This window comes from Desulfobotulus sp. (assembly GCF_034006065.1).
GTDB lineage: Bacteria > Desulfobacterota > Desulfobacteria > Desulfobacterales > ASO4-4 > Desulfobotulus.
This window is the reverse complement of sequence record NZ_JAVETM010000002.1, coordinates 171602-196334: the sequence shown is the minus strand read 5'-3', so window position 1 is coordinate 196334 and position 24733 is coordinate 171602. Positions and strand designations below refer to the sequence as shown.

At 52.0% G+C, this 24733-nt stretch carries 22 protein-coding genes and 3 tRNA genes; 11 read left to right on the top strand and 14 right to left on the bottom strand.

Annotated elements, in window-relative coordinates:
* Positions 1 to 51: 51 nt before the first annotated feature.
* The 5 genes from RBR60_RS02230 to RBR60_RS02210 form a co-directional block, all read right to left on the bottom strand.
* Positions 52 to 1089 (bottom strand): extracellular solute-binding protein, encoded by a 1038-nt coding sequence (locus RBR60_RS02230; protein ID WP_320354101.1) that lies wholly within the window; start codon positions 1087 to 1089, stop codon positions 52 to 54.
* Entirely contained in the window at positions 1086 to 1868 is a 783-nt protein-coding gene (potC, locus tag RBR60_RS02225; protein WP_320354100.1) for a spermidine/putrescine ABC transporter permease PotC, read from the bottom strand. Before potC ends, RBR60_RS02230 begins: the two co-directional genes overlap by 4 nt.
* Before the next feature lie 19 nt (positions 1869 to 1887).
* Positions 1888 to 2745, bottom strand: coding sequence for a spermidine/putrescine ABC transporter permease PotB (potB, locus tag RBR60_RS02220; RefSeq protein WP_320354098.1), 858 nt, complete (start codon positions 2743 to 2745; stop codon positions 1888 to 1890).
* Entirely contained in the window at positions 2735 to 3829 is a 1095-nt protein-coding gene (gene potA, locus RBR60_RS02215) for a spermidine/putrescine ABC transporter ATP-binding protein PotA (protein ID WP_320354096.1), read from the bottom strand. Before potA ends, potB begins: the two co-directional genes overlap by 11 nt.
* A gap of 211 nt (positions 3830 to 4040) precedes the next feature.
* A complete protein-coding gene (locus tag RBR60_RS02210) occupies positions 4041 to 5051 on the bottom strand; it encodes a tRNA-dihydrouridine synthase family protein (RefSeq protein ID WP_320354095.1) in 1011 nt (336 codons plus the stop codon).
* Positions 5052 to 5256: 205 nt separating this feature from the next.
* Between RBR60_RS02210 and RBR60_RS02205 the strand changes: the two genes are divergently transcribed.
* The 3 genes from RBR60_RS02205 to RBR60_RS02195 all read left to right on the top strand — a co-directional run bounded on the left by RBR60_RS02205 (position 5257) and on the right by RBR60_RS02195 (position 7727).
* A complete protein-coding gene (locus RBR60_RS02205) occupies positions 5257 to 6471 on the top strand; it encodes an acyl-CoA dehydrogenase (RefSeq protein ID WP_320354093.1) in 1215 nt (404 codons plus the stop codon).
* Positions 6468 to 6968 (top strand): hypothetical protein, encoded by a 501-nt coding sequence (locus tag RBR60_RS02200; protein WP_320354092.1) that lies wholly within the window; start codon positions 6468 to 6470, stop codon positions 6966 to 6968. Before RBR60_RS02205 ends, RBR60_RS02200 begins: the two co-directional genes overlap by 4 nt.
* A 297-nt stretch (positions 6969 to 7265) precedes the next feature.
* Positions 7266 to 7727, top strand: coding sequence for a peptidylprolyl isomerase (locus tag RBR60_RS02195; protein ID WP_413815442.1), 462 nt, complete (start codon positions 7266 to 7268; stop codon positions 7725 to 7727).
* Between the two features lie 153 nt (positions 7728 to 7880).
* Here RBR60_RS02195 and RBR60_RS02190 read toward each other — a convergent pair whose 3' ends face one another.
* Complete coding sequence (locus RBR60_RS02190) at positions 7881 to 9356, bottom strand: methyl-accepting chemotaxis protein (RefSeq protein WP_320354089.1); 1476 nt, start codon at positions 9354 to 9356, stop codon at positions 7881 to 7883.
* A 226-nt stretch (positions 9357 to 9582) separates the two neighbouring features.
* A complete protein-coding gene (locus RBR60_RS02185) occupies positions 9583 to 11238 on the bottom strand; it encodes a Na/Pi cotransporter family protein (RefSeq protein WP_320354087.1) in 1656 nt (551 codons plus the stop codon).
* Between the two features lie 357 nt (positions 11239 to 11595).
* On the opposite strand from RBR60_RS02185, the gene RBR60_RS02180 reads away from it, so the two are divergent.
* The 4 genes from RBR60_RS02180 to RBR60_RS02165 all read left to right on the top strand — a co-directional run bounded on the left by RBR60_RS02180 (position 11596) and on the right by RBR60_RS02165 (position 15336).
* Positions 11596 to 12294, top strand: a complete 699-nt coding sequence (locus RBR60_RS02180; RefSeq protein ID WP_320354085.1) for a hypothetical protein — start codon at positions 11596 to 11598, stop codon at positions 12292 to 12294.
* 369 nt (positions 12295 to 12663) lie between these two features.
* Positions 12664 to 13554 (top strand): LysR family transcriptional regulator, encoded by an 891-nt coding sequence (locus RBR60_RS02175; RefSeq protein WP_320354084.1) that lies wholly within the window; start codon positions 12664 to 12666, stop codon positions 13552 to 13554.
* An 8-nt stretch (positions 13555 to 13562) separates the two neighbouring features.
* Positions 13563 to 14255 carry an RNA pseudouridine synthase gene (locus RBR60_RS02170; RefSeq protein ID WP_320354082.1) on the top strand — a complete coding sequence of 231 codons (693 nt, stop codon included), beginning with the start codon at positions 13563 to 13565 and terminating at the stop codon, positions 14253 to 14255.
* A 94-nt stretch (positions 14256 to 14349) separates the two neighbouring features.
* Entirely contained in the window at positions 14350 to 15336 is a 987-nt protein-coding gene (locus RBR60_RS02165; protein ID WP_320354080.1) for an MBL fold metallo-hydrolase, read from the top strand.
* Between the two features lie 6 nt (positions 15337 to 15342).
* Here RBR60_RS02165 and RBR60_RS02160 read toward each other — a convergent pair whose 3' ends face one another.
* The 5 genes from RBR60_RS02160 to RBR60_RS02145 all read right to left on the bottom strand — a co-directional run bounded on the left by RBR60_RS02160 (position 15343) and on the right by RBR60_RS02145 (position 19519).
* On the bottom strand, positions 15343 to 15657 hold the full coding sequence (locus RBR60_RS02160; protein WP_320354078.1) for a hypothetical protein: 315 nt from the start codon (positions 15655 to 15657) through the stop codon (positions 15343 to 15345).
* Between the two features lie 105 nt (positions 15658 to 15762).
* Complete coding sequence (locus RBR60_RS16785) at positions 15763 to 16074, bottom strand: hydrogenase/urease maturation nickel metallochaperone HypA (protein WP_413815440.1); 312 nt, start codon at positions 16072 to 16074, stop codon at positions 15763 to 15765.
* 205 nt (positions 16075 to 16279) lie between these two features.
* Entirely contained in the window at positions 16280 to 18151 is a 1872-nt protein-coding gene (locus RBR60_RS02155) for a bacteriohemerythrin (RefSeq protein ID WP_320354076.1), read from the bottom strand.
* Positions 18152 to 18370: 219 nt separating this feature from the next.
* Positions 18371 to 18838 (bottom strand): GNAT family N-acetyltransferase, encoded by a 468-nt coding sequence (locus RBR60_RS02150; RefSeq protein ID WP_320354074.1) that lies wholly within the window; start codon positions 18836 to 18838, stop codon positions 18371 to 18373.
* A gap of 604 nt (positions 18839 to 19442) precedes the next feature.
* Positions 19443 to 19519: transfer RNA gene (locus tag RBR60_RS02145), tRNA-Arg, on the bottom strand.
* A gap of 72 nt (positions 19520 to 19591) precedes the next feature.
* On the opposite strand from RBR60_RS02145, the gene tadA reads away from it, so the two are divergent.
* Together tadA and RBR60_RS02135 are read left to right on the top strand one after the other, a co-directional pair.
* Positions 19592 to 20074 (top strand): tRNA adenosine(34) deaminase TadA, encoded by a 483-nt coding sequence (gene tadA, locus RBR60_RS02140; protein WP_320354072.1) that lies wholly within the window; start codon positions 19592 to 19594, stop codon positions 20072 to 20074.
* A gap of 114 nt (positions 20075 to 20188) precedes the next feature.
* Positions 20189 to 21475 carry an adenylosuccinate synthase gene (locus RBR60_RS02135; protein WP_320354070.1) on the top strand — a complete coding sequence of 429 codons (1287 nt, stop codon included), beginning with the start codon at positions 20189 to 20191 and terminating at the stop codon, positions 21473 to 21475.
* A 192-nt stretch (positions 21476 to 21667) separates the two neighbouring features.
* Here the strand turns inward: RBR60_RS02135 and RBR60_RS02130 are convergent.
* A tRNA-Pro gene (locus RBR60_RS02130) sits at positions 21668 to 21744 on the bottom strand.
* Between the two features lie 104 nt (positions 21745 to 21848).
* Between RBR60_RS02130 and RBR60_RS02125 the strand changes: the two genes are divergently transcribed.
* Together RBR60_RS02125 and RBR60_RS16780 are read left to right on the top strand one after the other, a co-directional pair.
* Positions 21849 to 21941: transfer RNA gene (locus RBR60_RS02125), tRNA-Ser, on the top strand.
* A 783-nt stretch (positions 21942 to 22724) separates the two neighbouring features.
* Complete coding sequence (locus RBR60_RS16780; RefSeq protein ID WP_413815441.1) at positions 22725 to 23099, top strand: chemotaxis response regulator CheY; 375 nt, start codon at positions 22725 to 22727, stop codon at positions 23097 to 23099.
* 180 nt (positions 23100 to 23279) lie between these two features.
* Here RBR60_RS16780 and RBR60_RS02115 read toward each other — a convergent pair whose 3' ends face one another.
* Positions 23280 to 24218: an ABC transporter substrate-binding protein gene (locus RBR60_RS02115; protein WP_320354067.1), complete on the bottom strand. Its 939-nt coding sequence runs from the start codon at positions 24216 to 24218 to the stop codon at positions 23280 to 23282.
* Between the last annotated feature and the right edge of the window lie 515 nt (positions 24219 to 24733).

Genomic DNA, 24733 nt, shown 5'->3' with positions numbered 1-24733 from the left:
GGGTCAAAAACTCTGCGGGCAGGAGAATTCCTGCCCGCTGTTTTCCGTTTTTCAGCGTCCGGTCTTCAATCTTTCCCAATACCGCTGATAGATCAGAATGGCATCGCCCACATCATTCTGAAACTCGCCGTTGTGCACCAGCTCCGCATCCGGATACACGGTGGGATTGGAGGCCACTTCAGGACTCAAGAAGGCTTTAGCCGCTTTGTTGGGGGTGGCGTAACCGATCTCCTCTGTGATCATTTTTGCAATTTCCGGCCGGAGAATGAAGTTAATGAAACGATGGGCCCCTTCAGGATTGGCCGCTCCCTTGGGAATGGCCATGGAGTCCACCCAGAAAACCGCCCCTTCCTTGGGATACACATAGCGGATATCCGGGTTTTCCTCCGCAGCCATGTAGGCTTCTCCGTTCCAGATGGCTCCGATCACGGCCTCACCGCTGAGCAGCACCTGCTTTTGGTTTTCCGCAGCAAAAAGCCGCAGACTGGGCATCAAATCCCTGAGCTTTTCATAGGCTGCGGCAATCTCCGCCTCCTTGACGCTGTTCCCCGAATACCCCAGCACATGCAGAGCCAGACCAAACACCTCCCGCATGTCGTTGGTGAGCATGACCCGGCCCTTGTATTCAGGTTTCCAGAGATCCGCAAAGGCTGTCACCTTGCTGGCGTCCACCAGGCCTGCATGCACGCCAATGGCTGTGGATCCCCAGAGATAGGGAAGGGAGTAACGGTTTTCCGGGTCGTAGGATTTGTTGAGCAGGGAAGGATCCAGATGGACCAGGCCAGGCAGAAGCTCCTTGTTCAGGGGCATGAGCAGGCCTTCCTTTCTCATTTTATCCACATAATAGGTGGAGGGAAAAATGAGATCATAGCCCTTGCCATCCAAGAGTCTGATCCTCGCATACATGGCTTCATTGGCGTCATAGGTGGTGTAGACCACCTTGATGCCCGTCTCCTTTTCAAAAAGCGCGATCACCGCTTCGGGCATGTATTCGGACCAGTTGTACACAAAAAGTCTCTCGTTTGCCTGGGCAAGACCCGCAAGCAACAAAGAAAACCCGACAACCAGGGTGAGGATACTTTTTTTCATTCTTTTCTCTCCTTGATCAGCCATTGGGAAGCCAGCACGGAAACCAGCGTGATGGCGAACATCAGGGTTGAAAGGGCATTCACTTCCGGTTTCACCCCAAGACGCACCATGGAATAAATCCGTAAAGGCAGAATTTCGTAGGCAGGGCCGGTTACAAAAAAGCTCACGATCACATCATCTACGGAAAGGGTGAAGGATAAAAGCCAGCCGGACAGAACCGCAGGCATGATCATGGGCAGAATCACCCGCCGGAAGGTCTGGAATTCATCGGCTCCAAGGTCTTTGGCCGCTTCAATCACATTCCGGTCAAAACCGGAAATCCGGGCATACACCGTTACCACCACAAAGGGCAGACAGAAAGTAACATGGGCGATCACCAGAGTCAGGAAACCCACAGGCAGCCCCATGAGGATGAAAAGGATAAGAAGGGAGATCCCCATCACAATATCCGGACTCATCATCACAATATACACCAGCGTATACAAGACCTTACGTCCCACAAAACGATAGCGGTAAAAAGCCAGGGCCGCAAGGGTTCCGATGAGGGTGGCAATGCAGCTTGAAATCAACGCCACCTCCAGCGTATGAAAGGCCGCTTCCAACAGTCGCTGGTTGCTGGCAAGGCTTCTGTACCAGTCCAGGGTAAAACCTGTCCAGGCGCTGCCGTAGCGGGCCGCGTTAAAGGAATACACAATGAGGATCACAAGGGGGGTATACAGAAAACCATAGACCAGAACCATGTACAAGGTCCGGCCCAGGCGCTTTTCCCGTTTTGCCATGTCAGCCCTCTCCCTTAGGTCAGCGAATGATGCTTTCGTTGAAGCGTTTCATGCTGCGCCAGTAGGCCAGCAGCATCAGGGCCATGATCAGGGTCAGCACCACACTGGCCGCAGATCCGAAGGGCCAGTTCCTCGCCGTGAGAAATTGGTCCCGGATGAGGTTGCCCACCAGCATGCTCCGCGAACCTCCCAGAATATCGGGGATGTAAAAAAGACCCATGGCAGGCAGAAACACAAGAATGGAGCCTGCGATAATACCCGGCAGGGTCAGGGGCAGCACCACCCGCGTAAAACGCTGAAAGCGGTTGGCTCCCAGATCCTCAGCAGCTTCCAGAAGCCTTGAATCCATTTTCTCGATGGCAGCATAAAGGGGCAGAATCATGAAAGGCAGGAGGTTATACACCAGGCCGAAGAGTACGGCCCCTTCCGTATAGAGCATGGAAAAGGGCGTTTCGATCAGTCCCAGTTTCTGCAGCCAGGTGTTGATGAGACCATTGGCCCGCATGAGCATCATGAGCGCATAGGTACGCACCAGAGAGCTGGTCCAGAAGGGAATGATGACCAGCACCAGCAGAAGCCGACGCCACTTCCGGGGAGAACGGGCAATGCCGTAGGCAAAGGGATAACCCGCCACAAGGCAGATCAGGGTCACCATGAGGGAAATCCGGAAAGACGCAAGAAAAATACTGACAAAAACCGGATCAAAAAGGGTCTTATACGCTCCAAGGGAAAAACGGGGCGCCACAAAGGAGGCGGCATCCCGTTCAAGAAAACTTGTGATCAGCACAAGGATGTTGGGCGTAAAGACAAAAATCCCAAGCCAGAAGCAGACCAGCAGGATCACTCCGTTTTTAAAAAAACTTCTTTCACTGTGCATGGGAAAAGACCACCTCCCATCCTTCGATCCAGCTCACGCAGACCTTTTCGCCCTCGGCATAGAAGATATGCTCTGCGTCCTCATTGAAAAACTCTGTCACAAAAATCTGTTCCCCGGAATCCAGACGAATCACCAGATCCACGGTGGAGCCTTTGTAGAGAAGCTCTTCCACCACCCCCGGCAGGTAAGGGGGCGCGCAACCATCGGAAAGGCGCTCAATCTTGAGGTCTTCAGGTCTCAGCAGGATACGGACAGCCTCATTTTCCCCAAAGCTTTTTCGGGTGTTCAGGGGAAAATCCATCTTACCCAGACGGCAGAGATATCCGCCCCCTTCCCTGGCCTTGAGAATATGGCCTTCAAATACGTTGATCTGCCCCACAAACCGGGCCACGAACATGTTCACAGGCTCTTCATAAATCTCCTGGGGTCGGCCCACCTGCTCAATACGGCCTTCGTTCATCACCACCACCCGATCGCTCATGAAAAGGGCTTCTTCCTGATCATGGGTCACGAAAATAAAGGTAATCCCCAGATGGCGCTGCAAACGCTTCAGCTCCAGCTGCATGGTTTTTCTCAGCTGATAATCCAGAGCGGAAAGGGGTTCATCCAGAAGAAGAACCAGAGGACGGTTCACAATGGCGCGGGCCATGGCCACTCGTTGCTGCTGACCTCCTGAAAGCTGATGCACCCTGCGGTGGGCATATTCCGAAAGTTTGACCATGGAAAGGGCTTCGGTCACCCGATCCTGGATCTCCCTTTTTGACGTTTTTTTGAGTTTCAGACTGAAGGCCACATTGTCAAACACGCTCATGTGGGGAAAAAGGGCATAGGACTGAAAAACCGTATTCACATCCCTGCGGTTGGGTGGTACCTGGTTCACGCAGCGACCGGCCAGGATCACCTCTCCTGCCGTGGGTTGCTCAAAGCCCGCAAGGAGGCGAAGCACCGTCGTCTTGCCACATCCCGAAGGTCCCAGAAGGGTCAGAAATTCTCCGGAATGCACATCCAGGCTGAAGCCTTCCACTGCGGTTTCGTCGTCAAAACGCTTTGTGACATTTTTAAGCTGAATCACCGGCTGTGTCATAGGGCATGGGGCCCTCCTTTCGGACATAACATCAACAACACCAAGGGGGAAACGTCCCCATCCCGGAGCGATCTCCTCCAGGGCCGAAAAGCAGGACGCCAAAAGCCTTTTTTCAAAAAAGCTTTTGGCGCAGCCGTCATATAAAAAACAAGGAAGACGCTGTCAACGATAACAAGCATTTTTAAAAAAAATCCATAACAACACCCTGTCTTTATGCTTCTTTGTTCATCCCTTTGCCTTCGGCTTCCTCCACCCAGCCTTCGTTGGGTGAAAACTGCCAGTCGGGCTCTGCGTCCCAAAAGGCCTGTACCGCCTTACCAAAGGCTTCCAGGTTTTCAATTTTCCGGATTTTTCTGAAAAAGCGTTCCCCCTCTGTGAAACTCTGATGAAAGCAGGCCCACCATCCCTTCATGCGCGCCAAAAGATGGGAGGGCCCGGAAAGCCTTGCTGCGTAGGCCGCTTCAAGCTCCTCATAAAAGGCCACAAAACGGGCAAGGGTTTCTTCCCTTTCCCCTCTGAACCCTCCCCGGAGTCTTTCCGCAAGAAAGGGATCCGCCAGAAGTCCCCGCCCCAGCATCCAGGAAGTAATTCCTGGAAAACGCCGGGTAAGTCCCGTAAAATCCCTTTGCGACCAGATATCTCCATTGTAGACCAGAGGATGGTGACAGGCGGCGCGGAAACGCTCAAACCCCGCAAGGTCCGGCCTGCCCGTGTACATCTGGGTTCCGATGCGGGGATGCACCATCACCCGGCTCAGGGGATAGCGGTTCAGAATCGGGACAATGGCCTCCATCTCTTCCTTTCTCTGACGACCCAGCCGGATTTTTACGGAAACCTCCACAGGGGATGCAGCGCAAACCCGCTCCAGAAAGGCGTCCACCCGATCCGGGTGACAGAGAAGCCCCGATCCCCTCGCCTTTTTCGCCACCATGGGGAAGGGACACCCCAGATTCCAGTTCAGCTCCGTATATCCCTGATCCGCAAGTAAGCGGGCTAAATCCAGAAAGGCTTCGGGCTGGTTCCCCAGCATCTGGGGCGTCACAGGCAGGGAGAAAGTCCCTTTCTGTCCAAGCTCACCCAGGGTTTTCAAGGATACTTCCGAAGCTTTGTGCAAGGAAATAAAAGGGGCTACTGCCTCGTCCAGTCCTGTAAAATGACGGGACCAGACCTCCCGAAACACCGCATCCGTATAGCCCCGCATGGGCGCCATGATCATCCGCATCTGCCATCCTTTTCATCCGGCCCTCTCCGGCCGAGAACAAAACTGATCCAAAAAGGCGCAGGTCTGATCCATCAGGGATCACTCTCCGCATTTTTGTCTTGTACACAAACTAGTAAAGCGCTATGAATTCCTCGTCGACCCGATCGCAGGGCCAGCACAAACACAAATCCATAAAACTTCTTTCATGATCCGCCAAGGAGGCACAATGGTTCTCTTTAATCCCAAAAAGTACAAAGACCGCAACTACCCGGACGCAAGATCTGCTGAAATCATGAAAAAAACCATTGATTTCTTTGAAGCCAAGGGCCTTGCCAAACTCAAAGAGGATTTCCACAGCCGGGAATTCACCCATGATTTTGCGGAATTTGTCAAAAAAGAGCGGATCTTTGAAACCCTTTTCCTGCCCAAGGGCTATGGGGAAGATCCCAACCAGTACTACTCCACCTACCGCATGTTTGAGTTTTCCGAAATCCTCGGTTTCTACGGCTCCGCCTACTGGTATATGTTCCATGTCTCTACCTTAGGCCTCGACCCTGTCCTTCTGGGCGACAATGAAGAAGCCAAGCACAAGGCCGCAGCCAAACTCAAGGAAAACCCCCTCTGCGCCTTTGGTCTTTCCGAGCGGGCCCATGGTGCGGACATCTACTCCAGTGAAATGAAGCTCTATCCCCAGGCCGACGGCACCTACCTCGCACGGGGCTCCAAATACTACATCGGCAACGGCAACCTTGCAGGCACGGTCACCGTGTTCGCCAAGATGGCGGATACCGATGAATATGTCTTTTTCGTGGTGGATTCCAGCCATGAAAAGTATGAGTGCATCAAAAACGTCATTGCCCAGAACCAGATGTATGTGGCGGAATTCGCCCTCCATGATTATCCCATCACAGAAGCCGAAATCCTCTCCCGTGGCCAGAAAGCCTGGGATGACATGCTGAACACCATCAACATCTGCAAGTTCAACATCGGCTCCGCCTCCATCGGCCTCTGTGAGCATTCCCTCTATGAAACCTTAAACCATGCCGCCAAGCGCAATCTCTTTGGCAAATATGTGACGGAGTTCGCCCACATCCAGCAGCTCTTTTTTGACTCCTGGTGCCGCATCGTGGGCATGAAACTCTTTGGTCTGCGGGCCACGGACTACATGCGGGCCGCCAATGCCGAAGACCGCCGCTACCTCCTCTTCAACCCCCTCATGAAGATGAAGGTGGCCATCCAGGGCGAGATGGTCATGGAGCTGCTCTGGGACATTCTGGCAGCACGCGGTTTTGAAAAGGACATGTTCTTTGAGCAGGCCGCAGTTGAAATCAAGGGCATGCCCAAGCTTGAAGGTACAAAGCATGTGAACATGGCCCTCATCGCCAAACTGATTCCCAACTACATCTTCAATCCAAGGCCTACCCCGAAGTTCCCCGCATGAACGGCGGAGAAAACGATGACTTCCTCTTTGCCCAGGGCCCCACCAAGGGCTACGGCAAGATCCAGTTCCATGATTACATGCCCACCTTCAAGGCCCTCTCCCACCTGCCCAACGTGGTGGTGTTCATGGAGCAGATTGAAGCCTTCAAGGAGTTCCTCATGGGTTCCGGCATGGATCTCATGGAGCAGATGAAGAACTTCGACTTCCTCTACGCCCTGGGTGAATGCTTCGCCATGGTGCCCTATGCCCAGCTGATCTGTGAATCCGCCAAAATGGAAGGCATTTCAGACGACATCATGGATTCCCTCTTTGATGTCTTTGTACGGGACATGTCCACCTATGCCATGAACCTCGCCATGAAACAGGCCACCAACGCCAAGCAGCAGGAACTGTGCGCCAAGATGTACAAAAAACCTGTGGTGAACCTCGAGCGCTACAAGCGCATCATTGAAAACGAAATCTACAGCCTTGTGGATGCCTACCACATGAATCCATAGGACTGAAGGCTATCAAGGCCTGAAATCTCCCTGCCCATCCCATGGCTCCCCGGATTCCGGGGAGCTTTTTTTCATTGCTCCGCCAGACAGCCTGGGAAGGGCCTGGCATCCGGCGCATGGGTGGAGAAATCACATTTTACCGGGACTTACTTGAAAGCTTTGGCGCAAGCTGCTACAAGGCCCTGACATAAGCGCCATTTCAACGGCCAGATTCCCATCGTTCAAGGAGAAACAATGCTTAAGAAATCCGACTACAAAGAAGACGTTGCCGGTCTCACCGCCCTTTTTGAAACCAGCATGGGCAATTTTGAAATTCAGCTTTTTGTTAAGGAAGCTCCGGAAACCGTCTGGAATTTTGTCAATCTCGCCGAAGGCCGCCAGCGCACCCTCCGCCAGGGTAACTTTTACGATGGCCTCACCTTTCACAGAGTCATTGATGGCTTCATGATCCAGGGCGGCTGCCCCATGGGCAACGGCATGGGAGATCCCGGTTACCGCTTCAAGGATGAATTCCACAAAGATCTCAAGCACAATGCCCCAGGAATCCTCTCCATGGCCAATGCCGGACCTGGCACCAACGGCAGTCAGTTCTTTATCACCCTGGCCCCCACCCCCCATCTCAACAACCGTCACACGGTCTTCGGTATGGTCACCAAGGGTCTTGATGTGGTCATGAACATCGGCAAGGTAGCCACGGATCGCCAGGATAAGCCCCAAGAACCCGTTGTCATGCAAAAAGTCACTATCCAGCGCTCCTGATTCTTAAAAAACAGAAAATCTCAGCCCCAGGCCTTAAAAGAACTTTCCGGCCTGGGGCTCACTTTTCCAGTACAGCCCCTTGATCCCAGGCCTCACTGAAACAGGGTTCCGCGCCAGCGTCCCCCTTAGGGTTTTTCCCCTCATCTCAATCCATCAGGGTCGTACTTCACAGGTATCATTGAGATCCTTGGCCAATCCTTCCAGAAAAGCCGCCGAGGCCACCATCTTTTCAATGCCCTCCCGAATCTGCTCCACGGCCTCGTTCAGGGACTTTACATTCTCAGACACCGCATCACTGCGGTGAGCCGACTCTGCGATGCGCTCCGCCACCTCCTGGATCACCACACTCTGCTCTTCCACGGCGGCGGCAATGGATTCCTCCCCTTCCCGGATCGTATCAATGATACGGCTGATGCGCCTGTTATTTTCCACCACCTCCACCACTGTGGCCTCGTTCCCTGCGATGTGGCTGCGGATTTCTTCGGTTGCCGCATGGGTTTTACGGGAAAGCTCCTTGATTTCCCCCGCCACCACAGCAAAGCCCTTACCCGACTCACCAGCCCTTGCGGCTTCAATGGTGGCATTCAGGGCAAGCAGGTTGGTCTGTTCGGAAATTTCCTGAATCACAGCCGTCACCCTACCGATGCGCTCGCTGCTTTCCGAAAGCTTCAGAATCATGGTGCTGGCATTTTCCGCTTCCTGCACGGCCTTTCTTGCCACGCCCGCCCCTTCATTCACCCGATCCCGGACTTCCCGGATGGAAACGGAGGTCTCTTCCACAGAGCTGGCCATGATATGAAGAATTTCCTGGATTTCCTCGGTGTTTTCCCTCACTTCCCTTGAGAAAAGAGCGGTCTTACTGACTTTTTCTCCCATATCCGTACTGGCTGAGGCCAGACTCCTGGAAGCACCCAGGAGGTCACAGGCATTCTGGGTGGTGCGCTCAAACACATGCTGGAGTGTATCCATCTGACGGGCCAGGGCTGTGGCAGCCCTTTCCTGCTCCCGAACCGCCGCCTGCTGCTCCGTATACGCCTCCTGCTGGGCCGCCATGGCCTGGAGACGTACACGCTCAATGACATACATGCATACAGCCACCGCAGCCAGCTGGCGCATCAGGTCCCCAAAACGCATGGCTGAAGCTTCCTTGGCGTCCAGGTTGAGATGATGAAAAACCACACCCGCCTCAGGTCCATACTGAAAAAAAACAAGGGATAGCCCCATGACAACGGACCAGATCACGCAAGCCCGCAGCCCCTGAAAGACCGCCGCCTGCATGGGAAAAATCAGAAGCCAGTTCACAGCGCTCGATGCAATCCCGCCTGTGCGCCATATATAGAAAAAAAAGTACCAGCAAAAGGCGGTCATCAGGTAAGCCGCCACAATTTTAGTGGATTCCGTGATACGCAACAAAAAAGGAGCCGCCAGAACCACCACCATCACCACAAGAATATTGATGGCAAGGACGTTTTCTCCCATGCGGAACCAGCGCAGGGCTGTCATGAGAAAAAGAATCTGAGCAAAAAAGGAGAGAAAAACCAGAAAGGTACCAATTCTCCTTTTTTCCGGATCCCCAGCCAAAGGCTCAGAAATAAAAAAGCCCCAGAAGGCGTTCACAGGCTTTGCCATCTTTCCCCCTTTTCCCCTGGCCAGGCCCGCACAGGAGCCCCAGAGACATGGTTGACTCACTTTTCCTTAAAAAATCACGGCACCCGATAACAGGCCATTCCAGACAAAACGCCATTCACACTTAAAAACAAAAACAAGCGGGCCCAAACCCGCCTGGAAGCACCCAGAGTCTCAAACAACTGTTTACCTGGGGGCCTTTTTAAAAAAACAAGGCCCCCTTCAAAGTCTACCCCAGCTCCCGCTGCACAAGAACCTGGGCAATATTAAAGGCGTTGTCCCCCACCTTTTCCAGCTTATTCAGGATATCCACAAAAAGCATACCCATGGCCACGCTGCACACGCCCGAACTCAAGCGATCCATGTGGTTGTTCTTGAACTGGATCTTCATCTGGTCAATGAGATTTTCATCCGCCGTATCCACCCAGATACCGAATTTTCCCGTATTATACCCTTCAAAAACATGGGTGCAGAAACGGATGGCCACATCAAAAATATCCGCCATCTCTTCCCGCGCCGTATCGGAAAAAGTCATTTTTTCCTGGATCATTTTTTCCGCATACCGGGCGATGGATTCACTGTAATCCCCAATCTTCTCGATATCATGCAGCACATGCATCATACTGTTGATATAACGGGAATTTCTCTCGGTCATAGGTGTCTGGTAAAGCTTCACAAGATAGGTACCGATTTCTTTTTCCATACGGTCCACCTTGCCCTCAAGCTCATAGATCCGGTTGATGAGCTTAAGATCCCTCTCAAAAAGAGCTTTGCGCGCCATGATCAGCATTTCCAGCGCATAGCCGCTCATGCGGTGTACCTCTTTTCTCGCCTGACGCACGGCCATGTCCGGTGTTTCGATGAGATTCTCGTCCAGAAAAGAACCGTCCGCATCCGGTATATCCGCCCCTGGAATAATCCGCTCGCACAAAAGGGCCAGAAAACCGATCATGGGCAGGAAAATAACGATATTGATGAGGTTAAAGAGGGTATGGACGTTGGCAATGTGACGGGCTGCATAGGGATGGAAACCGTCTGCATTGACAAAATTGGGATCTCCCGGAGTGATGCTGTCCACAAAGCCCGTAAAAAAGGTCAGCAGGATGAGCATGTAAGCGACACCCAGGGCATTGAAAAGAAAATGACCCAAAGCCGCCCGTTTGGCCGTCTTATTCGCACCAATGGCCGCAATATTGGCCGTGATGGTCGTTCCGATATTTTCCCCCAGCACAAAGGCGGCTGCGGCATAAAAATCAATGAGACCCGTACTGGCAAGGGCAATGGTAATACCCATGGTGGCGGAACTGCTCTGCACCAGCATGGTAAGCACTGCGCCCGCAAAGGCGGCAGCCAGGGGATTGACGGAAAAATAGATAAAAGCCTCACGGAACATGGCGCTTTTACGCAAGGGGACAAAACCATCGGTCATCACCTGAAGCCCAAGGAACAGAAGACCAAATCCGATAAGGATCTCTCCCCAGTACTGCAGTTTGGAAATTCTTGAAAAAAGGCGTAAAAAAACTCCCACGCCAATGGCGGGGAGTGCAAGGCTTGTGATTTTGAATGCAATGAGCTGGGCGGTTACCGTGGTGCCCACATTGGCCCCCAGCACCACGCTTAAGGCCTGGGTCAGGTTCATGAGCCCCGCATTGACAAAACCCACCACCATCACCGTTGTGGCGGAGCTGCTCTGCACCATGGCTGTCACCACAATTCCCACCATGGCGCCGATCACACGGTTGGAAGTCAGCCTTTCCAGAATGCTGCGCAGGGAATCCCCTGCGGATTTCTGCAGGCCATCGGACATCAGGCGCATACCGAAAAGAAAAAGCCCCAGGCCTCCCAAAAGCTGACAAACAAAGGTTATCCAGTTGATTTCATGCATCTTTTTTCTCCCTCATCCTCACCCGGATACCCATTTACGGGCGCAGGTCCGCCTCTCCAGACCCAACGCCAAGGTACCCACTCCCCTTCAACGCCCCGGATTCCCCACAGCAGACAAAGCCCGGGGAGTCCCATGGGGACACGCACCTCAAGATGCTTTGTCAGCCAATCGGGGTTTTTATACACCACAGGCTCCCACTGTCAATGCGAATGCTTGCTTTCCCTTACCCTGAACAGCGGACTTGATTCCTGATATCCAATGGTGGTATGCCCTGCATTCTATAGGAAAAATAAGGCCGGGCACTTTCAGCAGGCCTTTTTCCGCACAGTATCCCCCAATAAAAAAATGGAAATCCCCATGCACTTCCCAGGAATGTCTTTTTTCATTGAAAATCCATTTGGCCAGACAAGTCACCTCACAGCCCTGCTCCGGGAATGCGCCTTTGCCTTTCAGCAGGCCATGGAATGCATCATCTCGAAAAAAACAGACATGGCCCTTCCCTTTAAAGAGGATGTCTTCCGCCTGCGCCAGGAAATCCAGCGCCTGGAGTGTGAAGGTCTGCTCAGGCCCCGTTTTTTCCGGAGACTCACCATCCGCCCCACTCTCTGCTACCGCTATATTCGTGCCCACGGTCGCATTGCCCTGCACATGGAGATGGTCCTCGAATGGATTCTTGTTCGGGAAGACTCCGTGGCCAACCCTCTGGAAACCGAACTTTTTCTCCTTGCCGATGCTGCGGGAGAAACGGTGGAAGAACTTAAAAAATTATCCCTTGCCACCAGCCTCTGGATGAAAAAACCCAATGTCAGGAACAGAAAAAAATGCATGGCCGCAGCCCAGGAAATCCTTGATAAAACCGATAAAGCCCAGGGCATTGCCAGGAGGGCCAAAAGTAAAATCCTGGAAAGCAGTATCAGTGCGGCTTCCATGATCCATCTCATGGAGCTGGCAAGCCTTGTGGAAAGAATCACCGAGGATTCCGATGAAATGGCCCGGCTTGTCTTTTTTGTTCTGAATAGCCTCTCTCAGCCTTTCAAAACCGAAAAAAAAGCCTGAAAATCTGCATGAAAGGATTGGCGCTGAACGCACAAAAGAAAACGCCGGACTTAGTCCGGCGTTTTCCTGAAGGGAGGTATTATTTGATGATGGAGGGTGATGTGTGCTGCATGAAGGAACGGGTACCGGAATTCTGAGGGGGATCCCATTTCTCGTCAGAAACGGGGTATTCCGGTACAAGCCTTATGCTGTTTGGACTATAATTTTCCAGAGATGAAAAAACAAATTGATAATTCTAGACAAAGACATAATTTTTATTTATTGTTTTTCATCAGGCGTTTCCATCCTCCTGAAAAAGAACACGCGACAAGTCCCATCATCCCAAGCCATCCGGCAACACACGCAACACACGCAACACACGGAGATCCCATGACCTTTCGTCAACTGGAGCTTTTTCTCTCCCTGGCCCGTACTCCCCATGTCAGGAAGGTGGCCGAGCAGCATTTTCTTACCCAGGCTGCTGTATCCAGCGCATTGAAGGAATTGGAAAATGAAGTGGGCGTCCCCCTCTTTGACCGCCTGAACCGACGCCTTGTGCTCAATGAAAACGGCCGCGCCCTTTCCGAGCAGCTTGCTCCCCTCATGCAGCAATTTCACGACACCATCGGCCTTTTCAAAGGCGAGCGCATGAGCGGTCACATGCACATCGGCGCTTCCGCCACCATTGCCGACTATGTCCTGCCCCAGATTCTTTACCGCTTTCGGGATCTTTACCCCGATGTATCCATCACAACCACCTCGGCCAACTCCAGCGAGATTACCCAGAATGTGGAAAACGGAAAACTGGATATGGGCTTTGTGGAAGGAGAGGTGCAAAGCGCTGTGGTCATGACCACTCCCATTGGTGAGGAGGAAATGATCATCGCTTCCTCAGACGCAGACTTTGCCCGCAAAGGGCCTTACGCCATGGATACACTCCTCAGTCGGCGCTGGCTCCTGCGGGAACCGGGGTCAGGCACACGGGATACCTTTCTTCAGGGCTTGGGAGATCAGGCGGTTCATCTTCACGTTTTCCTGGAGTTTGACCATACCGAATCCGTCAAGCGGGTACTGCAGAACCCCGATACCTTAAGCTGCATGTCGCCCTATGCCATTGCGCCCGAACTCAAACAAGAAAAACTCTTTGCCGTGGCCGTCCATGATCTGAGTTTTCCGCGGCGTTTTTATCGTTTGCTCCACAGGGATAAATACGAAACACGGCCCATGGAAACCTTTTCCGCCATGGTCAGCAGCGCACTTACCCCGAGTGGCGAAAAATGAGTACCCCTATGCAGCCACGGCTTAAGGCTTTGGGGGAGGGCTGGATGGTCATGGAAAAACCCTGCGGCATGAGCATACACAACACACCCGGTCAGGATCTTATATCCTTTGCTTCAGCCCTGCTCCCAGAAGAGGCTGGAAAAGCCCGCCCAGGAAAGGGTGCGCCCTTCGGCCTCCATCCGGTACACCGCATTGATGCTGAAACCAGTGGTCTTGTGCTCCTGGCCTTTCACAGGGATGTTTTTCGGAGCCTCAGCCTGCAGTTTGAAAATCATCAGGTGGAAAAGGAATACCTTGCCCTGGTCCATGGCGTCCCAGAAGAAAGGGGACATTGGGCCTTTCCCCTTTCCAGCCGGGCCGAGGGACGGAAAAATCCCCAGGGAACAGGCCATCTCCAGATCTGCGAAACCAGCTATGCCGTCCTCCGGGCTTCGGAGCGGCATGCCCTTCTGCGCTGTAGCCTGCGCACAGGCAGAACCCACCAAATCCGACGCCATGCGGCCCTGGCAGGTCATCCGCTGGCAGGAGACACCCGCTATGCCCCTACCCGCGCCCTCGCTTTTCTCAAAAAAAACTGGCCGGACATGCGCCTGGGTCTTCAGGCCCAAAAACTTTCCTTTAAGCCTCCGGAAAGCGCAAGCCCCTTAACCCTTGAAATCCCCGATATCCCCCAGGCGTTTATGCACCTGCTTGCGCTGTAAAATCCTTTGAATCCGCCGCAGGGGCTTCCCCAAAGCCCGAATCCCCGGACCTTCAACAACAACCTTGCCGCCTGTTCTTTTTAAGGAAAGTTCAATGTTTGATGAAGTGGAAAAAAATCTCTTCCGCATCCGGGTCCAATCCAGGTTTCCCATTCTGAAACCGCCTGTCAATCTGTACCTTTTTGCCGGTGAAGACGGCCTTCTGTGGGATGCGGGATACGGAGGCAGGGCAGATATACGGAGCGTCGCGGGAGATCTTCAGAGGATTGCCTCCCGAATGGAGGCGCGGGGAGACCTGTGCAGGATCACCCGGATACTCATCAGCCACGGTCATGGTGACCATTTTGCCGGTTTAAGCGCGCTGCGCCGTATCACCCAGGCCCGTGTTCTTCTGACCGGAAAAACCGCCGCACGCATTGCTTCCAGGGCCGCTTACCGCAAATCCTGGGAAGAGAACCCGAACATGCTCCGTCCCCATGCACCGGCCCTTGTGCGCATGCTCCTTCCCCTTCTTGAATGGATCCAGGATCATCTTTTTGGCATGCAGTGGATGCCGGACCCGGACATGGAAATTCCCGAATCCGGCACACTTCGGGCCGGAGGCCGCATACTCCATTATTTTCCCATCCCCGGCCACGCAGATGACCACCTGGCCCTTTATTGTCCTTCCGAAGGATTGCTTATGTCCGGAGATCATGTGCTGCGCACTATCACGCCCTGGCTTGGCCCTCCCCGCGCCAGTATCGAAGCCTATGAGGAGAGCTTAAAGCGCCTTGCAGAGCTCCCTTTCCTTCGGCGTATTTTCCCGGCCCATGGTTCTCCCATCGAAGATCCGTCCAAACGTCTCCTGGCCGCCCTGGAGCATTCGCAACGCCGTACCCAGAGGGTTTTAGAAATCGTCTCCCATGCCGGTCCCTGCGGCATATCCTTTCCCAGGCTCCTCAGTCGGCTTTATCCCCTCGCCTCCCCCATCACCCGGATCAGCGCCGAAGGCTGGGTTGTACTCACCTTGCGCATGCTCATGAAAAAAGAAAAGGTGCGTGCGAAAAAAAAGGGAGGAAAATGGCGCTTCCGGGTCTGACATTCTTCAACTCTTAAGGGGCTCCTGCATGCAGGTGCTGTCGCAGGAAATCAAGGCCCTGCGCATCAGTATTCCGTTTCTGAAATACAAAAGAAGATCCACAAAGACGAGGGTTCCATTGACAACATAAAGCCAGATCACAGCATCATAATGATAAATCACCTTATGCAGGATGCCAGCGACATAGCCCAGGCAGACGATAACAAGAAAAACAGGACTTTTGCCCCCATTGCTTCTGGAGTGCCAGGATTTCCATATGGACACGGGCCAGGCCAATCCAAAGCACAGCAGCATCATAATCTCAAAAATACTCATTTCCATAGACACGATTCTTGCTCTCCCTCAAGTTTTAACATTCGAGGCACCCGTTTCCCGGCCTCTTCCACCGCTTCCCTCCATGGACTCAGCAGCATAATCCAGGCTTGGCTATGCGGAAACCCGCTCAAAACAATGCTCACAGAGCTTCCATGTCCAGAACCTGGTATCCCACGCCGAATACAGCCGCGCTTCCCCCTTCTGCCCGCAGACAGGGCAGGCATGCGCCGTACATGCAAAAGAGCGCCGAAGGCCAGGGCCCCCTCTGGAAATGCGGTCAAAGTAATGCTGCATCCATTCAGGTTCAAGATCCGACAGAACACCCACCCCTACGGTAATGCTCCGGATCTGCCTTACACCATGCATGGTCCCATGGCGACATGCCACAGCCAGAATTTTTGTCATGACCGGCAACTCATGCATGGTCCATCTTCCATTCTTCAGGGTACATGAGATTCTGATGCAATCCTCATCCCCACCAAACATCGACATGGTTTGATCATTCTCAGATCCGGGACGCACTCCCGCATTGTTCCGGATATCCCCACAGGATTTCTTCTCTGCATCCGGGAACTCCCCAACCCGGATGCAGCAGGAAATCCTCCCTCCACCTCCTCCTTTCCCTCCTTCACAGATTTCCGGATACCCTGGGCGGTATCCGGAAATCCTTACTTTCCTTAACCTTCCCGTCCATTTTCTCCTTCAGAAAGGGCGCATAAGCCATATCCGTCTTCAGAATATGGGTATTGAGCCAATCCTTCAGAAAATCCATCAGGTCCATGGTGACCGTGGCCCTTCCCGCTTCAAAATCTTTCTGGAATCCCGCAACCCTGGCAACAAGTTCGGTGTGGACTTTCTGATGTCCCCGGCTTTCCGGATACCCGTATCGGGCAAAAAGCTCTTCCTCGTAGGCAAAGTGAGAAACCGTGTACTCCGTGAGCTTCCGGAGAATCCCCCCCACCTCTCCTGTACCCTTCTGTAAACGCATGGCTTTATGCAGAAGATTAATCAGGCGAACAAGTTCTCTGTGCTGCGCATCTATGGTTTCAATGGAGGTGGACAGACGGGGACTCCAGGGCATAAGATCCGGGATATCTCCTTCTTTCAGCGTGGACTTCCGGGCTTCCGGGGAACGCCTGTGGGAAACCCGGAAAACGGCAATCATTTCCCTCAGACTCAGGGCCAGAAGATCCAGATCCCGCGCGCTGTAGCTCAGATGACTGGACCGGCCGGACATTTCTGCGGCCACCGCATCCACGGTGGCAATGTCTTTGGCAATTTCCGACGCCACCATGGAGCTCTGGGCCACATTTTCATTCACTTCCGCAATGCCGATGGAAGCCTGTTCAATGTTCCCTGCCACCTCCGATGCAGTTCTGGATTGCTCATCCACGGACAATGCAATCTCACTGACAATCTGGTCTACCTTGGAAATCACATCCGATATCGTTCCCACCTCATCCACCGTCTCCCGGGTGGAAAACTGAATGCCCTCAATTTTCTCACGTATGATCTGCGTGGCATCCGATGTCTGGGACGCGAGCTTCTTGATTTCTCCGGCCACGACCGCAAAGCCCTTGCCCGCTTCCCCCGCACGCGCCGCCTCAATGGTGGCATTCAGCGCCAGAAGATTGGTCTGCTCTGCGATCTCGGTGATCAGTTCCGTAACCTGCCCGATTTCCAGAGCTGCAGTTCCCAGGGTCCCGACCTTTTCCGATACCACCTTCACCTGTTTTTTTGCCTTGGTGGAAATATCCAGAGCTTGCCTGCAGTTCCGGGCCACCTCAGAAATATTGGCCTGCATCTGTGTCGCCGCAGCAGCCACCATGGAGATATTGGTGGATGCCTCTTCACTGGCCGCAGCCACGGTATGCATGCTCGTATTCATTTCTTCGGCGGCTGCAGCTACGGAATTGGATCGGCTGTAAAGATCCGCAGATTCGTTTTCCATCTGGGCCGATACCAGAGAAACCTCGGAGGATGCTGCGGCAATGCTTTCCGTTTTACCGCCAATGTTCATGATAATATCATCAAGCGTGGAAACAAAAAGATCAAAGCCTCCCGCAAGGGTCCCCACCTCATCCTCCCTTGCCAGACCCATTCGGATGGTCAGGTTTCTTTCTTTTCCCTGAATCGCCTTTCGAAGATTGCTGTTCAGCTGCTTGACAGGCTTGAGAAAAATCCGGTTGAGAATGACCCCCAAGGTCACCATGATCAAAAACAGACATCCTGCCGCTGCCAGAATCATCCGGCCCCATATGCCAGAAGACAGGGTCTGAGGCATGGCCGCAACATCCTGCCGGAGTCTTGCCACTTTGGCCTGAATCTCTGCATCCAGAGTCCCTGTATCTATCCTCTGAAGCTGATCCGAAAGCCCCATCGCAAGCTGGGATGCATCATGGTTCTGCACAGCCCAAAAAGCCCACAACATCAGGATCAAGGCCGCCACCACCACAAGAAAAAGAGAGCCTGCAATTTTTATATCCAAACTTTTTTTCAAAACGGACATCATTATGAAACCTCAAATTCCCAAGCTGCATCACCCGATGCCTTCAGTTAAAAAACGTCTGCTCTTCTTAAAAAAAACAAATGTCTTTTTTCCCCTTGCAGATTCTCAAACCATAAAAGATTCAATTCACGATAAAAACACTCTTTATGCATACGCCTGCCGCAGCAAAAATACAAACCTCAGTTGGCGGTTTTTCGATCCTGGTGCCCTTTATCTGCCAAACTCCCCCCTTGACCCAGAGCCCCTTTTTCTCATCATCACCGTATCCACCCCCGCCGGGTTCTTCCCTGCGCTCTGAACATCCGAAAAACCCATTTTCATATAAAGCGCCCTTGCCGCCATGCCCTCAGGAACATGGGGGGCAAAGGTTTGGACCATGACATCCCTTTCCGCGTCAAGTCGATCCAGCGCTTCTCCCAGAAGTCTTTTTCCCAAGCCCTTTCCCCTGCTCCTTTCACTGACCACAAACCATTCAATGGCATTACCCACCCGATCCAGGATCAGGATCCCTTCAACACCTCCGGGCCCTTCGCAGCACAAACCGCTTCTGCTTTTCACACAGGCTTCTATGCCATCATCGAACGCCTTCTCCCCCGCCATTTTCCCAAACAAAGGCTCCACTTCCCTGGCAAGGTCGAGGATGTGCGCATAATCCCTTTTCTCCAGTAAACGTATCACGCCTTCTACTCCCTTCAAAAAAAGGTCTCCACCCGCCTCTCCGGAGCCAAAGTCCTTTCGCCATCGAAGCCATCCCCTGCATCTTCTGCGGGTCTTGAAAACTGGATCCACTATACCATGATGCACAAGGAAGATGAATGTTCGAATCTTGTGGATCTTCAAGAGATAAGGAGGCGGGATGGTATCCGGGGATGAAGAGAAGGAACACGGGAGGGGAAACTTGCGGAATTGTTGGCACAGGCGAAGGAAGCTATAAAAATAGGCGAGGCATACAGGAAGAAGATGGGCTGGTTCTCAAAGGACGGGGGGAAGGATCGGAGCAAGACAGCACTATGACGCATCCACAGAGCGCCCACACGCAAGGAACCTGAAAAACGCCCTGCCGTAAATGAAATTGAAGGACTGGCTATTGTGATAGAATAAAAAGATGCAGGTTCTCAAAAAGTAGAGCCTGCACCTGGAGTATTATAAAATCCACAGAGATCTGGAACACCCAATACCAGGGCTGTTTTTTTGGTATTCTTTATGGTGCTCTTTATGGTGTTCCATTTTTCAAAAAACAAAAAAGGCTTACAGCTTTTTGCTGTAAACCCTTGTTTTTTTATGGCGCGCCCGGCACGATTCGAACGTGCGACCTACGGATTCGTAGTCCGGTACTCTATCCAGCTGAGCTACGGGCGCTCAAAACTGAGACGCTTTATAGAGTAAGCTTTCAGCCTTGTCAAACAGAAAATCTGCGTATACAAGTTTTTTATGAAAGATGAATACTACATGCAACTCGCCTTGGCTGCCGCGGAAAAGGCTGGACAAATGGATGAAGTTCCGATAGGTGCAGTGATTGTTCAAAAAACCGGCCTGATCCTGGCCACAGCCTGGAACCGGACCATCAGCCTCTGCGATCCTACGGCCCATGCCGAAATTCTTGCTCTTCGGAAAGCAGCTGCGCTTATGGGAAATTACCGACTGCCGGATACCACCTTATATGTTACCATCGAACCCTGCATCATGTGCATGGGCGCCATGGTACATGCGCGCATTACACGCTTGGTCTACGGAGCGGCGGATATCAAATGGGGCGGTGCAGGCTCCCTCTATGATCTCTCCCATGATGTGCGCCTGAATCACAGAATGGACGTACGGGCTGGCGTTCTTGAAGCCCCGTGCAGGGAAAAGCTTCAGCTTTTTTTCCGTCAGAAACGACAGAACGCAAAGGATGCAAAAAAACCGCAGGTGTAACCCTGCTCTTTCCGTTGGAATTATATAAGGTCAAAAACCCTCTTCGACCGGAACCGCGCCACCGGCGTTCCGGTTTTTTTCTGGATTTTTACCAGAAAAAACAAGGAGTCAGACGTGGGCAATATCGTAATTGTGGGAACCCAGTGGGGCGATGAAGGCAAAGGCAAAATCGTTGATCTTCTCTCCGAACATGCAGACAGCGTTGTACGTTTTCAAGGCGGCAACAATGCCGGACATACCATGGTTGTGGCCGGTGAAAAATTTATCAGCCACCTGGTGCCTTCGGGCATCCTTCAGGGTAAAACCTGCTACATCGGCAATGGCGTCGTGGTGGATCCTGCGGTGCTTCTGGAAGAAATCGACTATCTTGCGGGTAAAGGCGTGGATATCGGCCCCCACAATCTGCGCATCAGTGAAAAGGCCCATGTCATCTTCCCCTATCACAAGGTCCTCGACCATGCACGGGAGTCCAGTGACGGTAAAAAAAAGATTGGAACCACAGGCCGGGGCATCGGTCCCTGTTATGAGGACAAGGCTTCCCGCAGAGGAATCCGTTTTGTTGAACTCATGGATCCAGAAGTCTTTGCGGACCGGCTTGCCGTGAATATCAAAGAAAAAAACCACATGTTCACCACCTTTTTCCATGTCCCGGGCCTGGACTACCACGCCGTGCATACCGAGTACACCGCCTATGCCCAGCGCCTTCTGCCCTATATCGCCAATGTGACACTGGAGCTGGACGAGACCATGGAAAAAGGACGCCCTGTACTCTTCGAAGGCGCCCAAGGCACCCACCTGGATATCGACCATGGTACCTACCCCTTTGTCACTTCTTCCAACACCGTGTCAGCCAATGCTGGCGCTGGCGCTGGCGTAGGCCCCGGACGTCTCACAGAAATCCTCGGCATTGTGAAGGCCTACACCACCCGTGTAGGGGCGGGTCCCTTCCCCACCGAACTTCTGGACGCCACGGGTGATTTCATTCAGGAAAAAGGCGCAGAATTTGGGGCCACCACAGGTCGGAAACGCAGATGCGGATGGCTGGACATGGTCATACTGAACAATGCAGTACGCCTCAATGGACTCACCGGCCTTGTCATCACCAAACTGGACGTTCTGGGAGGACTGCCTGAGCTTAAAATCTGCACAGGCTATATTCTGGATGGCGAACCCATCTCCTACGTACCCACAGCTCTGAAAGCCCTGGAGCGCTGCATTCCCGTCTACGAAATTCTGCCCGGATGGAAAGAGGACGTTTCCGGTATTCTGGAATATGAAGCTCTTCCTGAAACAGCCAGAAAATACCTCGAACGCATTGAAACCCTGAGCCGTGTTCCCATCTCCATGGTTTCCGTAGGCCCTGGCAGAGAAGCCACAATCATTCGGCGTCCGCTTTTCTGATCCCCACGGATCAGTCTTTTGCGTAAAAAAACAAGGGCATCATCCGGAAATCCATCTTTCCGGGTGATGCCCACCCAAACCAATGAAGACCTTAGTCTTTTCCTTTCGTTTCTCCCAAATCCCAACAAAAAAGCAAAGATAAAACGAAAAAGGGTTCTGCAGCATTGCAGAACCCTGAATAACGCTTTTTATTGGTCGGGAAGACTGGATTCGAACCAGCGACCCCAGCGTCCCGAACGCTGTGCTCTACCAGACTGAGCCACTTCCCGACAACAACGCAGCACTTTTACATGAGGAGATAACTACTGTCAATGCCTTTTTACAAGTTCTGCTTGACAGAAAAATGTGCAAAAGGTATTGGCCATTAAGAAATGGAGAGATGGCCGAGCGGCTGAAGGCGGCGGTCTCGAAAACCGTTAGGCGTGCAACACACGCCTCCGGGGTTCAAATCCCCGTCTCTCCGCCAGACATATAAAGGAAGGCTGTCAGATGACAGCCTTTTTTATTTATAAATTCATAAATTTGCACAAAAAAAGATTCAGAAGCCCGCCCAGCATGGCATAAAATATCTTGGTCCGCATACTCTCAAGAATTATTTCGTTCTAAAATACAGACAATCACAAAAAATATAAAAATACATTTGACAAAAACTCCGTCACCCTGTATATAGCGATCTGTTTTTGAATACGGATATGTTGTTGGTCTTCTCACAAACAAAATACGGAGTGCGTTTATCGCGTTCCGTTTTATTTTCTGGATTTTTTACTCAGGCTTCATCCTTTCCAGGATAAAAAGGGCTAAAAACCTGACTGGATTGTATGATTCCTTCATGATTAACCTGCCACATCGTCACACCCATATACTCACAAGATGAGTCCCATCATTACAGTCCTGCCTTCATGGCTCGCCCACTTTGAGCCCATCATGAAACAGCGGAAGATCCGAAAGAGGACTTCCGCTGTTTCCTTATATGGGCGATACCCTCTCAGCAAGGTCCAGATCTTTGCCGTCCCCCTTCCAAACGGCATCTCTATGGTGTATGCCCCCCAAAAGGAAAGTTTCTTGCCAAAAAATTAAACTTGCTATAATTATTGAACGTAACCATGCCAAGGTCTCAAAGAACTACCGAGTCTTTCAAGCTGCAAGGCAGCAATCCGTTTTTCCAACTGTTTTCACAGGTGCGGCGTTTTTGCTTCTTGAACCCCTTCCCATCACAACAACGCCACACAAATCAGGAGGCTTCCCGACAATGGATGTTTCAATCAAAATCCTGGTGGTGGATGACTTTGCGACCATGCGACGCATCCTTAAAAACATTCTCAAGCAACTGGGTTTTACCAACATCACAGAAGCGGATGACGGGACCACAGCCCTTGAGGCGCTGTCTAAAAACAGCTTTGACCTCATTATATCCGACTGGAATATGCCCAAAATGTCTGGCCTGGAGCTACTGAAAAAAGTCCGGTCAGACCCGGCTTACAAAAACATCCCCTTTCTCATGGTCACAGCAGAAGCCCAGAAACAAAACGTAATTGAAGCTGTGCAGGCTGGTGTTTCAAACTACGTGGTCAAGCCTTTTACTGCGGAAGCCATTGCAGAAAAACTGGAAAAAATCATTTCCTGATACAACTTCGCCCCCACGACCACTGCCCCAGGGATTTGTCTTTAAAAATTTCAAATCTTCCATAGCTCTTTGCTTTTCACACCCCGCCCCCAATGAGCAACGACGGTTTCTTCCCTCCGGAAGCTCCCGTCGTTGTCATATTTTCCCACCTCTTTTTCCAATCCAGGGCCCGTGGACGCGTTATTTGGCCCCAGCTGCATCCGCAAACCGGAAGTCCACAAATTTTTCCATATCAATTTTATCGCGCATAACATGCATCTTTGAAATCATATACTCCTGAATAGCCTCAAGATCCTGGATCACAGGTCGCAGTTCATGGGTGCTGATCCTTTGCCTTGGATCCTTAAGAACTTTCTCAATGACCCCTTTGTCCTGGCTCAGAAAAAGGCTGCCAATCTCCGAAGCCGCTTCAGGAGCTTCATGGATGAACTGCCCCGACCGTACAAGGGAATTGGTGATTTCCTGAATTGCATCAGGATATTTAGCTACCACATCACTTCGCACAACAAAGACACAGCAGGGATGATCCGGCCAGAGATCCCTGGAAAGACAGAACTCTTCCCCATATCCCCCGGAAATGGCCTGGGAGCCAATGGGTTCTGCCACAATAAAACCCGCAATTTCTCCTTCATCGTCATACTTGATTGCATCGTTCATCATGGCCGGAGCCATCACTTCCAGAAAAACATCGACGCCAGCCTCTCCGCTTCTGCCCGGATTCAGCCCTTTTTCCGACAAAATTTTATGAAACAGCATATTGTGAATGGAAAGCTGGTAAGGGATCAGCACAATCTTGCCGCTGAAATCCTCTATTTTCTGAATGTTGGCTGCCTTGTTTTTGACAAGGATGCTCCCGGATTTGTGGGTAAAAAGCAAAAGCTTAATGCCCACACCGGACTTGAACAGGTCCATGGCTGTCGGGGCCAACACAAAGGCCCCGTCAATGCTCCCTTCTGTCAGGGCATCAGCAATTTCATTCCACCCCATTTTGGCAACGGTTTCCAGGGAACAATGGTCAAACTTTTCCTCATTAGTCATCATCTTGCTTTTGGAAACACCAAGAATGAGATGGTCGGTAATTTTGATATGGCCGATTCTGATCAGAGGTTTTTCCGCCATTTTTATCTCTCCGGTAGCATGGGGTTGACAAAAAAAGACTGCACACACGTCAGGCAAGGATGAACCAGAATATTTTCCATATCAAACCAGATACTTAAAAAATTCTGGCATGCCGGGAACACATTCTCCTGGGGCTTCTTTTCCACGGATCAGAAAAATCCGATCTCCAAGGTTTTTTAATGAACTTCCGATCATTCAGAACCTCAGGCACACCAAAAACCATTTGACAATGCATGGCTAAAAATCCCACACAGGACCATAAAAGTCAAGAATACGATTGCTCACATCCGCCACCACTTTCGGGATTTCCCATGCTTGTGGCCTTCCAAATTTTTCAATGGGGCAACTCTATTTTTGAGAAATGATCACGCACATTCCCATCCCCCCTTTCTCTCGGTCGGCCCTTTTCCACCTTTTCTTCTTATCAAGAAAAAATATAACCCAAAGCTTTTCTTCCCTGCCCATACCTTATATAAAGGCCATGGGAATACCAAACGGAGACCAAAGAACCCCCC